The organism is Muricoprocola aceti (genome assembly GCF_025567005.1).
Taxonomy (GTDB): Bacteria; Bacillota; Clostridia; order Lachnospirales; family Lachnospiraceae; genus Marvinbryantia; species Marvinbryantia aceti.
In genome coordinates, this window is record NZ_JAOQKE010000004.1 from 110713 (window position 1) to 123099 (window position 12387).

Below are 12387 nucleotides of genomic sequence, written 5' to 3' on the forward strand. Positions count from 1 at the left end.
CCTTTTTTATTCATAAATTATGCTCTTCCAAAATGACTGTTTTTCGGATCCAGATAATCACGCACAGTATCTCCCAGAAGATTAAAAATCACTACCGATAGAAAAATAGCAATTCCCGGGGAAAGTACTACCCAGGGATAAGTCTGAAGCATGCTTCTTCCCGTGCTCATCATACTGCCCCATTCCGCCGTCGGGATCTGCGCACCGAGTCCCAGAAATGACAGCCCGGCCAGTTCCATCATCATCGTTCCTATATCCAGCATGGCAGTCACCAGCACCGGTCCCAGCATATTAGGCAAAATATGGCGAATCATAAGCTGACCGGCCGAATCCCCGGCCAGAATCGCTGCATGAATGTATGGCACATTTTTTAATGCCAGTGTCTGACTTCTGGCAATACGGGAATATTTCGGCCAGCTGATCACAGCCAGGGCTATCACTGCATTCTGTATACCACCGCCCAGAACAGCCGCAACAGCCATGGCAAATACCAGTCCCGGAAATGCAAGACAGATATCCGATATCCGCATCATCAGCGAATCCACGATTCCGCCAAAATATCCACACAGCACACCGACTGCGGTTCCAAACACAGAGATCACTGCCACCAGTATAAAGGTGGAAAAGATACTGGCCCGTGCACCACTGATGACTCTGGACAGCATATCTCTTCCATAGGTATCCGTCCCCATCAGATGCGACGGACCTGGTGGCTGCATGGCACTTGCCAGATTCTGCGCATTCGGATCATATGGACAGAGTCGATCGGAAAAAACAGCCGCCAGAATCAGTAGCCACGCCAGTACCAGGAAAAAGATCAATTTCTGGCGAATATGACTCTTTCTGATCTTCTGTGTCCGGACAGTCACCTGTTTCTTTTCTATATTTGTCATACTTCATCGCCTCCCAGTCGAATTCTTGGATCCAGAAAACGATAGGATAAATCTGTAAGCAGATTCACTGCCACGTAAATAATGGCCATCCACATCACATATGCCTGAATAATCGGGTAATCACGCATGGATATGGCATCCACGGCCATTTTTCCCACACCATCCCACATAAAGATCGATTCTACTATTGCAGTACCGCCCAGCAGATTTCCCACGGAAAGCATCAACAGGGTAATAATGGTCACAAGTGAAGCTTTCATAACACTTCTCCATAACGTAACAGAAAATCTTATCCCTCTTGCTCTGGCGCCTGCCACATAGTCTTTGCTCAGTTCATCCAGCACCGTTGCCCGTACCTGCCGAAGATATTTTGCTGACATGGCAATTGCCAGAGTGATCGCCGGCATGGCCACGCTTTTCAGACTGACATCTTTTGCTATTACAGGAAACCATCTCAGCCTGATTGCCAGTACATACATCAAAATCAGAGATACAAAAAAATTCGGCAGACTGTTTCCGATAAAACTGAAAAACCGGATCACATAATCCGTCATACGATTCTGTTTTACAGCTGCCAGAACTCCAAGTGGAACCGATATGATAATAGTCATAACAATGGAAACTGCCGTCAACAGCAACGTAGCCGGAAGTTTAGAAATAAAAGTAGCAAATACCGGCTTCCCTGACACATAACTGTTTCCCATATCACCTCTCAGCAATTTTCCCAGCCATACCGCATACTGAGTCAGGAAAGGCTTGTCCAGTCCCAGCTGCTCTCTTGCCGCATTCAGTACTTCATCTGAAACAACCGTTCCTGTATTCTCCATTTTCTGTGTTACCACATCACTTCCGGCAATCCGCATCATCCCATAGGAAAGAAATGTGATGGCAAACAAAATCGGAATCAGTTGTATTATTCTTTTCAACACATAATGATTCATCTGTTTTCGTTCTTTCTTAATTTATTTTCGAACAAAAGTTTAGCAAAATTTATTTTCTCCTCCAACCCACCCAGGGGGATATTTTATACATTCCTTTTTGGAATGAACTTATCTCCATTTGGAATATCCTTCAAATATTTTTTAAAAATTCTTTTTTTCTTGCATAATCTTCCCTGTTGGATATAGAATAGGAAAATAAAATCAGTTACATAACATCATACCCGGAAAGGAGATTTCTATTGTCCCATTTTATAAAACAACTTCCTCAAACCTTCAAAGTTCTGTGGTCATCCAACCTGTTCAAGGCACTGCTTCTGATAATTCTGATGCTTCTGACAATACGTATCGTAAATTTTTGCTTTGACTATTTTAAGAAGAAAAACAATCTGCATACCAATTTTCTGAAGGGTGTTCTCCAGGCGCTGATCATTATTTTCTTTCTGATTCAGATCGGAAGTCTGTCGGATGCCATGGCAAGTTTTTATAATTCTATCCTGATGTCCTCTTCTCTGCTGGTTGTGGTACTTGGATTTGTATTTCAGGAGGGATTATCTAATATCGTGCATGGTTTTATTCTTACCTTTTTCAAGCCTTTTGATATTGGAGACCGTGTAAATGTAACGATTGACGGGGTGCAGATTACCGGATATATTCAATCCATCAATCTGCGTAATACGATTATCCGAAATGTTTATAATAACAGCAGTGTCATCGTACCAAATGCCAAGATGGATCTTTGTGTCATTGACAACAGCTATTTTGATGAGAATTCTGTGAATTCCAATTTTCTGGATATTGAAATCACCTATGAATCTGATCTGGATCATGCCTGCGAGGTATTTTCTCAGATTATTGACTCACACCCTCTTGTAAAGGCAGCAAAAAAGCCCCAGACTGAACCGACTAAGATCTTAGTCAGCCAGCTTGGAGCCAGTGGAATAACCTTGCGAGCCAGTGTGGTAACAGCCACCATCGAAGAAAACTTCACTGCCTGCAGTGATATCCGCAAAGAACTGATTCATCATTTTCATGAAGATCCTGCTCTTGATTTTGCTTATCCACATACCGTGGTGGTACCTTACACATCCGAATCCTGATCTGCTTTTTACAGATTACTTTCCTTGCGATTTGCCTGCTGTCTGCAGGCATTTCCTATATTTGTCAGACAAAGTACCGTCACCACCAGAAACAATCCCGGAATCAGTATGATCCACCAGGAACCTGTCATCAGAGCCTTTCTGCCAGGGATGGCACTACCTGATTGTCACCGTCATGGGCTGTCAGGCCATTAAAGAGCAGAATATTGATCTCTCCATGTTCATCCATGGCCGGATTGATTCGTGTGTAATCCCCACTGCCGTAAACCAGTGTTTCTCCATCAGCGGATACATTTAATGTCATACCTGCACTGACCAGTGTCAAAGCCAGAAGCATTCCGGCAATGGTAAGCATTCTCTTTTTCATGTTCGATTTCCTCGCTTTTTCTTATTGGTACCTGTCTTCTATGTTAGCAGACGTTATGTCCTTTTATAAGCCCGTCGGGAGGATGTGTGACCATTCCTATTCTTGCCGATGGTATTCAATATTAGAATACGAAAAAATCATTCTTTTTATTCTGTTCTCTGCTTCATTTCTTCTTTGGAAAGAAATGCTTTTCTCAACTCTTTCTCTTTTAGTCCCTGTCCGATCACCACCAAAAGTCCTTGTTTTCGCTGACATGGTGCCAGGTTACAGATATCCGGTGAACAATTTACTTCGTACCAGTTTTTCTCCAGATCCCGCACATATCCTTTTACCCGGAATACGGTACCATACCGCTCTTCTCTGAACATAGACTGAATTCTTTTTTGCAAATCATCTATGTTCTCACAGTAACCACCAATCTCACAGGTTGTGAAAATCTGTCCATGATTCAGATATTCTTTTTTGTGACCTGTTTTCTTCCATCCACCCATAGACAATCTCAGGAAATCCCGGTCAGTCAGGCATTCCCAGTCGGTCTGTATCACATCTTCTCCAAACCGCCGCTCACAGCCAGAGGCCTCCATCAACCGATTCATTTTCTCAATGGTATGTGCCTTTTCCTCTTCTGAGAATAACTGTGCCTTGCTCATCAGCACCTTGCCTGCCGCCAGAAGCTGGGACAACATGAGATAATCCGCTTCTCCGGATATCCCCATTTCCCACTTTGCGTCCACAATGGCGATAATAGCACCGATTTCACATCTGGACTTTACCGGCTCAGACTCCATCACATCAAAGAATTCGTCTGCATCATAAATACCGGAAGGCTCCACAATTACACGATTACAGCCATCCATGGCCGCATCTATCAGCATACGTTTGAACGCTTCTTTTCCCACACAGCACATACACATCCCGGTAAGGTCCTGGATCTCGCAGTTGTCCTCCTGTAATATCTGGCTGTCCACACTGATAGCGCCAAATTCATTTTCAATGATCCTCACCTTCTGACCGTGACGATGGAGGTACTTTATGTAACGGCGTATAAAGGTTGTTTTTCCGGCTCCAAGGAAACCGGTAATCAAATCTACTTTCATGATTACATATCCTTTTACATTTATTTTGTTGCTTACTTTTTTAGGTTGCTTTTCTGGAAACGGAAAGGAGGTATGTGTTATGACGACAACAGATATATTAACACTAGTTCTTGTAATTTTTACGATTCTTACATACCTTGATAATCACTTTAAAAAGTAAGAAAAATGGCTATCTCCTACGCCAATAGGAAATAGCCTGATTATAAATCACTCCTTGCTCATTTGCAAGGATAAATTTAGGAATGAGGATGTTGACAGGGCATCCTCATTTTCCCAAATTAGTATTTAGATATTATTCTAAATAGTTGTTGACTTTTTATCACTCCATGTATATACTGTATTTAGAAATATTTCTAAATAGTTTTTAAACCATTTGAAAGAGGTGATGCTATGGCTTTTGCGGATACCTTTAAGGCTCTGTCTGATCCGGTGCGTCGGGAGATTTTACAGCTTCTGAAATCCGGTAAAATGTCTGCCGGGGAAATCGGCAGTCATTTTAACATGACGGGTGCCACTGTCTCCTACCATCTGAAGATTCTGAAAAAAGCAGATCTGATATGGGAAACCAAAGTGAAAAATTATGTCTATTATGAATTGAATACTTCGGTTGTAGAAGAGCTTCTTCTATGGCTGAAAGACCTGAAAGGAGAATGATCTTATGTTGAATATGATAAAAAAATATAAATGGTCGCTGCTGTTTGGCAGCCTGCTTTCTCTAAGCCCGATACTGATAGGACTGCTTCTTTGGAACAAACTTCCGGCACAGATCCCTACCCATTTTTCCACTGGCAATGTACCGGATGGCTGGTCTAATAAATCTACTGCTGTCTTTGGTCTTCCTGCCTTCCTGCTTGTACTTATGTGGTTCTGTATTCTGATCACCAGCGCAGATCCAAAGCGCCAAAATATCAGTTCCAAACTGATTCGGGCACTGATCTGGTTCATGGCTGTCCTTTCGCCAGCTGTCGTATGTTCCAGCTACGCTATCGCCCTTGGGATCCATGTGAACATCTCGATGATCGTCTATCTGATTATCGGAGTCATGTTCCTTATAATTGGAAACTATCTGACAAAAGTAAAGCAGAATTACACTGCTGGAATACGAATTCCATGGACACTGTACAGCGAAGAGAACTGGAACCGCACTCACCGTATCAGCGCCTGGACATTCGTTATTGCCGGGATTGCCATGATCGTCAATGCATTTGTTGATTCTGATATCATTCTGTTCACAATCATTATTGCATTGCTTGCAATACCCTATGGATATTCTTTTTTCCTTTACAGGAAAGGGATTTAATAATTGCCTGTTTTTTACTTCTCATCTACTACTTGAAAAATGTAGAACTTAAGATAATAGGACTCGTCTGCCGACCACAAAATCGGATGGTCTGCCGCCTGCGTACGGAACTCCACCTGACGCAGGCGCTTATGGGCACTGGCCGCTGCCTGATGAATGACCCTGGTAAAATTCTCATAATCCATATAATGAGAACAGGAACAGGTGGCAAGATAACCGCCATCTTTCACCAGCTTCATACCACGGATATTGATCTCCCGGTATCCTTTCATGGCATTTTTAATGGTATTTTTTGCTTTGGTAAAAGCCGGTGGATCCAGGATGACCACATCGTATTGTTCCCCTGCCGCTTCCAGCTTTGGCAGTTCATCAAAGACATCCGCTGCCCGGAACTTCACGACATCCTGCAGTCCGTTGCGGATTGCATTCTCGGTCGCCTGCTGCACTGCGTATTCTGAAATATCCAGTCCGGTCACTTCTTTTGCTCCGGCAATCCCTGCATTTAAAGCGAAAGTTCCCATATGGGTAAAGCAGTCCAGCACACGTTTGTCTTTGCAGATCCGCTGAATCGCCAGACGATTGTATTTCTGATCCAGGAAGAACCCTGTCTTCTGTCCGTCTTTCACATCTACCAGATACTTCACTCCATTTTCCACAATCTCCACATTGGTATCAAACTCTGGTCCAATGAAGTCTTTCACTATTGGCATGCCTTCTTTTTTCCGTTCTTTGGCATCACTGCGCTCATAGACACCACGAATCTCAATACCATCTTCTGCCAGAACTTCTTTCAGAAGACTCACGATCGTCTCCTTCATCTGCTCCATGCCAAGTGCCAGGCACTGCACCACCAATACTGTTTCGTATTTATCTACTACCAGCCCCGGAAGAAAATCTGCCTCTCCGAAGATCAGCCGACAGCTGGATGTATCTACGGTATTCTTACGATATTCCCAAGCATTTTTCACCCGCATACGAAGGAATTCTTCATTGATCTCCTGATCTGCCTTTCTGGTCATCATCCGGATGCGGATCTTTGAATTCTGATTGATAAATCCACGCCCCATCGGGTAACCGTCAAAATCATGCACCAGCACAATGTCTCCGTTTTTAAAGCTTCCTGTAATCGTGGCAATCTCGTTATCGTAAATCCAGAGACCTCCGGATTTGATGGTGCGTCCTTCTCCTTTTTTTAGGGTTACAATTGTATGATTCATGCTTTTCTCCTACCTTCTTCGAATAGTCTCTTCCAGTGCACTCAGCTTGTCTGCAAGACAGACCAACACACTTTCTTTATACTTTGGCGGCTTCAGATTCAGCGGAAACATATGCTTCTGAATCACATCCTGCTCAATCTCTCCCAGCTGAAAATCCTTTTTTGCATTTTTCAGTGCTGCTCTGGCATGAGAAAATCCATGCCATCTGTGACTGTCATCTTTTTCATGCCAGTCATACAGGAAATAATCATGAAGCAGAGCCCCCCGCATCATGGCCTCTTCGTTTACCTTCACCCGCAGCAGCTCTGCCAGAAAAAGGCTCAACACTGCTACTCGCACAGAATGAGTATACACCGACACTTTTCCGTGTTGAAGGAACTTTTTTTCCTTTTGCATATTGGCAGACTTCAATATATCTGCGCCCCTCTTATGCACCATTCGCTCCCAGTGTGCCCGGCGCTTTTTCCAGTGCTCGAACATCTCTCTCTACTCCATTTCCTTACTTTTTATCTGATATACCTGCAGATAGCCAGCTTCTTTTACCAGTTCTGCCTCCACATTTTTCTGGTAATGCTTTTGGATATATTTCACAGTCAGATCAATCTTATTATCCACCAGATAAACGTGCTCTTTGTCTGTCAAATCCCGATAAGGATTCACGATGCCATACTCTGCCATTTTGTTCTGCCACAGTGGATTTCCCATTTCCCATCCACCATACCATACCACATTTTCAAATCTTCCTTCTGGAACTGCATCCAAAATGCCATATCCAGTATAGGTAATTGTTCCCACTTTTGCAAGGTATAATCCTTCCGGATCCGTCTCCACAGCCTCTATGAAAGAGTCCCGTAGATAGTCCCGATCCACTTCCTTCTGCACGGTCAACGCTCTCCAGCATTCCTTCCAGGTGCTCTGCCCTGCCAGTAACAGACCTCCCAGTGCAATCAGCGCATATTTTTCCGTGATTCCTGTCTTCCTTCTATCATAAAACCAGATCACCACCAGTGTAATCGCAAACCAAAGTCCGGTTTCCACCCGATTCTCAAGATACCGTCCTGCATAGTACAGATAAAAATCAATTGCTCCCATGGCACAAATCTCATATCCTACAATCACCCAGACCTTCCATCCCTTTTGTCTCCAGAACAACCACAGAAATGCCAGCAAAAGGAAACCATAAAATGTTGGTATTTTCAGGTATCCGATCGGGAATTCTTTGAAAAAGTTCATTACCAGCAATTTACTCAGCCGATTTCTCGGACGCAGCTGCTCAATTTTTTCTACGGTCTCCAGTGGAAATATATCCGGATCATAAAAATTCAGTCCATTTTTGAAAATACGGTATGCTGTCTTATCGATCCCCATCTCCTGATAGGCCTCTTCATTTCCCTTATAAGGTGCCATGCTGTAATCTGTCAGATTACTGCGCAGATCATTATACTTCATATAGGTATTCCATTTCGGATCAGAAGCATAGATCTGATGATCGAATACTTCTGTCCCCACCATCAAAAGTCCAGTCAGCCCAAATACAGCGATCAATGTAATCAGTTTTTTCCTGGTCATAAGAAAATAAAGTCCAATTCCTGCCATCAACACACAACAGATCGCTGCTTCTTCAAATCGGTACAGAGATCCTGCCACAGCCAGTATAATCCCCCAAATCATTCCTCTGACAGAAGCTTTCTCTTTTTCCACCTCATAAAACAGCAACAATGCTCCAGCTGCCATCATAATCCCAGCTGTTTTGGTATATTGCATCCGGATATAACATTCATATCCAAAATAAATCAGCAGAATGCCATTCACCAGCCAGGCCTGTGCCCGCTGCAACTTCTGGAACCAGACCCATGTTACAGTTGTCAATGCAGCAAAAATCGCCGCAAACTGTATGATGGCATACCATGGTATCCGCCCATGCCCAATTCTGTAAAACAGGCTATACAGCAGCCCCAGCAGATAATTCTGGCAAATAACATGAGGATCATGCACACCCCATGCGCCATTTACAATCATAGAAATACTGATATCATCATTTGTTTCAAATGCCGATCGAAGCAGAAGCATCATTCCTGCCAACACTGCCAGATTAAAAAAACAGGAAAACCAGACTGCTCCGGCTTTCCTGTCCAACCACTTTGCAACTTTTTTCATCTCAGGCTCTCCGTCTCTTCTTGTATTTTTCTCGCCTACTTATCATACCTATTTTATGGACGGATTACAATTCATTATTTTTCTTTTTTATGGATTTTCTTCTATTCTTTTTTGCTTCATACAGAATCTGGTCAGCACTGATGTTCGCCAGCTGAATATCTTCATAGTTTTCCAGTTCAAAGGTCTGAATTCCAACAGACAGTTCCACATAATATGGCTTCCTGGAACGTTCGTTAAACTCCTTACAGGCCTGTATAATCCGATCCTTCAAAATGGTATCAAAGGTATCCATCTCAGAAAAGACCAGACAGGAAAACTCATCCCCGCCTATTCTTGCAATCATATCACTGCCACGGATACAGCTTTTCAGAATATCTGCACATGCTTTTATGGCAAAATTACCTTCTGCATGTCCCCAGGTATCATTGATCTCCTTCAGATGATCCAGATCTCCATACAACAGATGTGCCTTGCGCCGCTTGCCATCTTCGCAGATCTTCTTTGTCCTCTCTGTAAAGCCACGCAAATTCAGCAAACCTGTCAGCTGATCATAAGCAGACTTCATATCCAGTTCTCTGTTCTGTTCTCTGATCCTCTCCATGTCCTGGAACAGCTGTTGTCTGTGTAACGCTTCGATCTTATTCAACTCATAATTGTGCAGTGCCAGTCCTATCTGAAGACTGACCACATAATAAAAGGAAAGATCCTTAATCGGCACCTCGCAGACCAACAGGCCATACTGTCTTTCGCTGGAAAACAGCAGGTATACCATATACTGATGGTCTCCTCCATCCTCTGTCATCTGTGCGATTCCACGTTCTCTGGTCACCAATGGCCGTTCTTCCAGTGAATAAGCAAAGGTCTCGCCATTCCGGCAATGGGCTGCAAGACGCAGATTCTCCGGACAGGTCCAGTCACTTTCGCCATCATAAACAATCGGCTGATCCAGCAGAAACAAATAACTGCTCGATACCCCCATTACCTTCATAGTGTCCATAATCCGCAGACAGAATCCCCTCTCATCGTCCACGCACTCGTTCAGCTCTCTGACCATCATCGGAAGCAACCAGGACTTTCTCTGGAATTCCACAAATTGCTGCTGTTTTTCAATAATCTCATGCCGCAGCCGCCCAGTCTCCTCAGACCTGTCTTCTTCACTTTGAATCTGTTCATTATTCTGGCGCATGCACCCACAGGATTCCCGAACCACCAGCTTGGTTGGATATCTGCAAAATGGGACCTCTTCCCCATTTAAAATACACATCATATTACGGACAGCCAGCTCTCCCATCGCCTTTCCATCCTGCAGAACCGTTGTCAATGGCGGATCTGTCTGTCTCGACAGCTCGCCGTTATCAAATCCGGTAAGAAGAATATCCTTTCCCACCTGCAATCCTCTTTTTCTACATACCCGACAGCCGGAATATGCCATCTCGTCATTAGCAAAAACAATTGCATCCGCATCTGGATTGTGGTCCAGAAGTTCTTCCACACTCTCATCTATAAATTCTGAATAATCGCCCTGCGCAATCATCTGTGGCTGCACCGTCAGGTCATGTGCCTTCATTGCATCCTGGTAACCCTGAAACCGCTCATTGGAATCTGTATTTCCCACTGGTCCTTTTACAAATAAAATTCTTTTGCATCCATGTTCCGTAATCAGATGTTCTACCACACTGTAAAGTCCCTGATAATTATCTGATATGATGGAATAACAGTTTGCCACATTAATCTTTTCTGTCAGAAATACAGATGGCAGGTCATTATAACGCTGTGCAAATATTCTTACATTGTTCTCTTTCAGATAGGTACCAATCGTACCATAGTTGATCAATAATCCCTGCAGACCTCCGATCTGACTGTAATCATAGATCGTATTGAACTGATAATCATAAAACGCATTACTGTGTTCTCCGAGTACCTGCTTCAAAAAAACCTTTGTCTGCATCCCCAGGAAGAAGAAGATATTTATATGTTCTTTTTCTGCCTCTTTTGAAATCCCCCGAATGATTTCTTTTGGGAAGTATGTATGAACGCCACCAATCAGGACCCCCAATGATGTATGCACACGGTTCTCCATAAAAAACACCTCAAATTTTGTCATTTTTCACAAACACTACTTTTTATATAGTATCATATTTGGGCAATGATTTCAATTTTTTCTGCAATTTTTTTGTTTAATTATCGCATTTGTATTTTACAGGGCGTGATTTCCTGTGAAATAAAAAATAACCCGGAGGATTCCTTTGAGGTTTTCTTCCAGGTTATTTTTATACTTTTTGGAATTGCTGTTTATAAATTCAATATCCAGATCAGAACCAGCACACCACTGACCAATGTCACCAGTGAAAGAATTGTGTCTGCGTAACACCATAAGCCAATCACCGAGATAAACGCCGCTGTCAGGATTACCACTCCGATCACCAGCAAAACTGCGGTAAGTAATGCTGCCGTTTCCTTTGACATTTTTATTTTTTCCTGCATAAATTCATACATCATTCTCATATTCGCCTGCCATTCCCTTTAACTTTGACCTTATTCTAGCAATGCCATGTAAAGTTCAATACCATTTTTATGTAAAATGTATGTAAGTTTTTTCTAAAAATGTCTTCTGTTCAGTACTTTCACAGTGGGGTCTGAGTAACTAGAAAATGCTTTCTGTTTCGTCATGCAATCTCCGGATGTTCTCCTGTGATATAAAACAGAACCCATTCTGCAATATTGGTAGCGTGATCTCCGATACGTTCCAGGTATTTGATGATCATTAAAAGGTCGGCTTCCTGTTCGCCCCCCTCACTGCTCTCATTGATCTGACGGATGATTTCTTTTTTAATATTAGAAAAATATTCGTCCACCACATCGTCCTGATGAATGACTTTCACTGCTTTCTGTGCATCTTTTTCAATGTAGGCATCCAGACTGTCTTTCAGCATATGCGTGGTCTCTTCAGCCATTTTCTTTACATTACTCAGGTCATGAGGATAACCTGACTGTACCAGCTGCAGAGTAATATCTGAGATATCTGCTGCATGGTCCCCGATGCGTTCCATATCCGTAACCATCTTAATCGCAGATGAAATCTGTCTCAGATCAGTAGCAACCGGCTGCTGGGACAGCAGAAGCTGCATACAGAGATCCTCGATCTTCTTCTGCTGATGATCCACTTTTTCATCATCTTGGATGATCTGCCTGGCCTTTTCCTGATCTTTCTGCAATAAAGCCGTCATAGCTTCTTCAATGGCCGCTTCGATCATCTGTCCCATCTCACTCATCAATTGTTCCAGTTCTGACAATTGTCTGTTATAATAATCTCTCATA

At 43.1% G+C, this 12387-nt stretch carries 14 protein-coding genes; 3 read left to right on the forward strand and 11 right to left on the reverse strand.

Annotated elements, in window-relative coordinates:
* Positions 1–17 precede the first annotated feature (17 nt).
* Together nikC and nikB are read right to left on the reverse strand one after the other, a co-directional pair.
* Positions 18–893: a nickel transporter permease gene (gene nikC / locus OCV47_RS05645; protein ID WP_262654271.1), complete on the reverse strand. Its 876-nt coding sequence runs from the start codon at positions 891–893 to the stop codon at positions 18–20.
* Positions 890–1834 (reverse strand): nickel ABC transporter permease, encoded by a 945-nt coding sequence (gene nikB / locus OCV47_RS05650; protein WP_256296916.1) that lies wholly within the window; start codon positions 1832–1834, stop codon positions 890–892. Before nikB ends, nikC begins: the two co-directional genes overlap by 4 nt.
* Positions 1835–2073: 239 nt before the next feature.
* Here nikB and OCV47_RS05655 point away from each other — a divergent pair, with 239 nt between their 5' ends.
* Positions 2074–2931: a mechanosensitive ion channel family protein gene (locus tag OCV47_RS05655; protein WP_262654272.1), complete on the forward strand. Its 858-nt coding sequence runs from the start codon at positions 2074–2076 to the stop codon at positions 2929–2931.
* Positions 2932–2939: 8 nt separating this feature from the next.
* On the opposite strand, the gene OCV47_RS05660 is transcribed toward OCV47_RS05655, so the two are convergent.
* The 3 genes from OCV47_RS05660 to OCV47_RS05670 form a co-directional block, all read right to left on the reverse strand.
* A complete protein-coding gene (locus OCV47_RS05660) occupies positions 2940–3062 on the reverse strand; it encodes a hypothetical protein (RefSeq protein ID WP_331481215.1) in 123 nt (40 codons plus the stop codon).
* Positions 3062–3298, reverse strand: a complete 237-nt coding sequence (locus OCV47_RS05665) for a hypothetical protein (protein WP_331481217.1) — start codon at positions 3296–3298, stop codon at positions 3062–3064. Before OCV47_RS05665 ends, OCV47_RS05660 begins: the two co-directional genes overlap by 1 nt.
* Positions 3299–3444: 146 nt before the next feature.
* Positions 3445–4395 (reverse strand): GTP-binding protein, encoded by a 951-nt coding sequence (locus OCV47_RS05670; RefSeq protein WP_262654273.1) that lies wholly within the window; start codon positions 4393–4395, stop codon positions 3445–3447.
* 390 nt (positions 4396–4785) lie between these two features.
* Here OCV47_RS05670 and OCV47_RS05675 point away from each other — a divergent pair, with 390 nt between their 5' ends.
* Both OCV47_RS05675 and OCV47_RS05680 read left to right on the forward strand, forming a co-directional pair.
* Positions 4786–5049, forward strand: coding sequence for an autorepressor SdpR family transcription factor (locus OCV47_RS05675; protein WP_256296923.1), 264 nt, complete (start codon positions 4786–4788; stop codon positions 5047–5049).
* A 4-nt stretch (positions 5050–5053) separates the two neighbouring features.
* Complete coding sequence (locus OCV47_RS05680; RefSeq protein ID WP_256296925.1) at positions 5054–5695, forward strand: SdpI family protein; 642 nt, start codon at positions 5054–5056, stop codon at positions 5693–5695.
* Between the two features lie 14 nt (positions 5696–5709).
* On the opposite strand, the gene OCV47_RS05685 is transcribed toward OCV47_RS05680, so the two are convergent.
* The 6 genes from OCV47_RS05685 to phoU all read right to left on the reverse strand — a co-directional run bounded on the left by OCV47_RS05685 (position 5710) and on the right by phoU (position 12386).
* Positions 5710–6912 carry a class I SAM-dependent rRNA methyltransferase gene (locus OCV47_RS05685; RefSeq protein WP_262654274.1) on the reverse strand — a complete coding sequence of 401 codons (1203 nt, stop codon included), beginning with the start codon at positions 6910–6912 and terminating at the stop codon, positions 5710–5712.
* A 9-nt stretch (positions 6913–6921) separates the two neighbouring features.
* A complete protein-coding gene (locus OCV47_RS05690) occupies positions 6922–7392 on the reverse strand; it encodes an HD domain-containing protein (protein ID WP_256296929.1) in 471 nt (156 codons plus the stop codon).
* A gap of 6 nt (positions 7393–7398) precedes the next feature.
* Positions 7399–9069: a hypothetical protein gene (locus OCV47_RS05695; protein WP_262654275.1), complete on the reverse strand. Its 1671-nt coding sequence runs from the start codon at positions 9067–9069 to the stop codon at positions 7399–7401.
* 64 nt (positions 9070–9133) lie between these two features.
* On the reverse strand, positions 9134–11149 hold the full coding sequence (locus OCV47_RS05700) for a GGDEF domain-containing protein (protein WP_262654276.1): 2016 nt from the start codon (positions 11147–11149) through the stop codon (positions 9134–9136).
* A 212-nt stretch (positions 11150–11361) separates the two neighbouring features.
* Positions 11362–11535, reverse strand: coding sequence for a hypothetical protein (locus OCV47_RS05705; RefSeq protein ID WP_262654277.1), 174 nt, complete (start codon positions 11533–11535; stop codon positions 11362–11364).
* Between the two features lie 200 nt (positions 11536–11735).
* A complete protein-coding gene (phoU, locus tag OCV47_RS05710) occupies positions 11736–12386 on the reverse strand; it encodes a phosphate signaling complex protein PhoU (RefSeq protein ID WP_117447735.1) in 651 nt (216 codons plus the stop codon).
* Position 12387 lies beyond the last annotated feature (1 nt).

Excerpts from the sequence above, each read along its gene's own strand:
- OCV47_RS05690 (WP_256296929.1), bottom strand. The coding sequence starts at position 7,392 with ATGTTCGAGCACTGGAAAAAGCGCCGGGCACACTGGGAGCGAATGGTG.
- nikB (WP_256296916.1), bottom strand. The coding sequence starts at position 1,834 with ATGAATCATTATGTGTTGAAAAGAATAATACAACTGATTCCGATTTTG.
- OCV47_RS05675 (WP_256296923.1), top strand. The coding sequence starts at position 4,786 with ATGGCTTTTGCGGATACCTTTAAGGCTCTGTCTGATCCGGTGCGTCGG.
- OCV47_RS05695 (WP_262654275.1), bottom strand. The coding sequence starts at position 9,069 with ATGAAAAAAGTTGCAAAGTGGTTGGACAGGAAAGCCGGAGCAGTCTGG.
- OCV47_RS05665 (WP_331481217.1), bottom strand. The coding sequence starts at position 3,298 with ATGAAAAAGAGAATGCTTACCATTGCCGGAATGCTTCTGGCTTTGACA.
- OCV47_RS05660 (WP_331481215.1), bottom strand. The coding sequence starts at position 3,062 with ATGACAGGTTCCTGGTGGATCATACTGATTCCGGGATTGTTTCTGGTG.
- OCV47_RS05705 (WP_262654277.1), bottom strand. The coding sequence starts at position 11,535 with ATGTCAAAGGAAACGGCAGCATTACTTACCGCAGTTTTGCTGGTGATC.
- phoU (WP_117447735.1), bottom strand. The coding sequence starts at position 12,386 with ATGAGAGATTATTATAACAGACAATTGTCAGAACTGGAACAATTGATG.
- OCV47_RS05680 (WP_256296925.1), top strand. The coding sequence starts at position 5,054 with ATGTTGAATATGATAAAAAAATATAAATGGTCGCTGCTGTTTGGCAGC.
- OCV47_RS05685 (WP_262654274.1), bottom strand. The coding sequence starts at position 6,912 with ATGAATCATACAATTGTAACCCTAAAAAAAGGAGAAGGACGCACCATC.
- OCV47_RS05700 (WP_262654276.1), bottom strand. The coding sequence starts at position 11,149 with ATGGAGAACCGTGTGCATACATCATTGGGGGTCCTGATTGGTGGCGTT.
- nikC (WP_262654271.1), bottom strand. The coding sequence starts at position 893 with ATGACAAATATAGAAAAGAAACAGGTGACTGTCCGGACACAGAAGATC.
- OCV47_RS05670 (WP_262654273.1), bottom strand. The coding sequence starts at position 4,395 with ATGAAAGTAGATTTGATTACCGGTTTCCTTGGAGCCGGAAAAACAACC.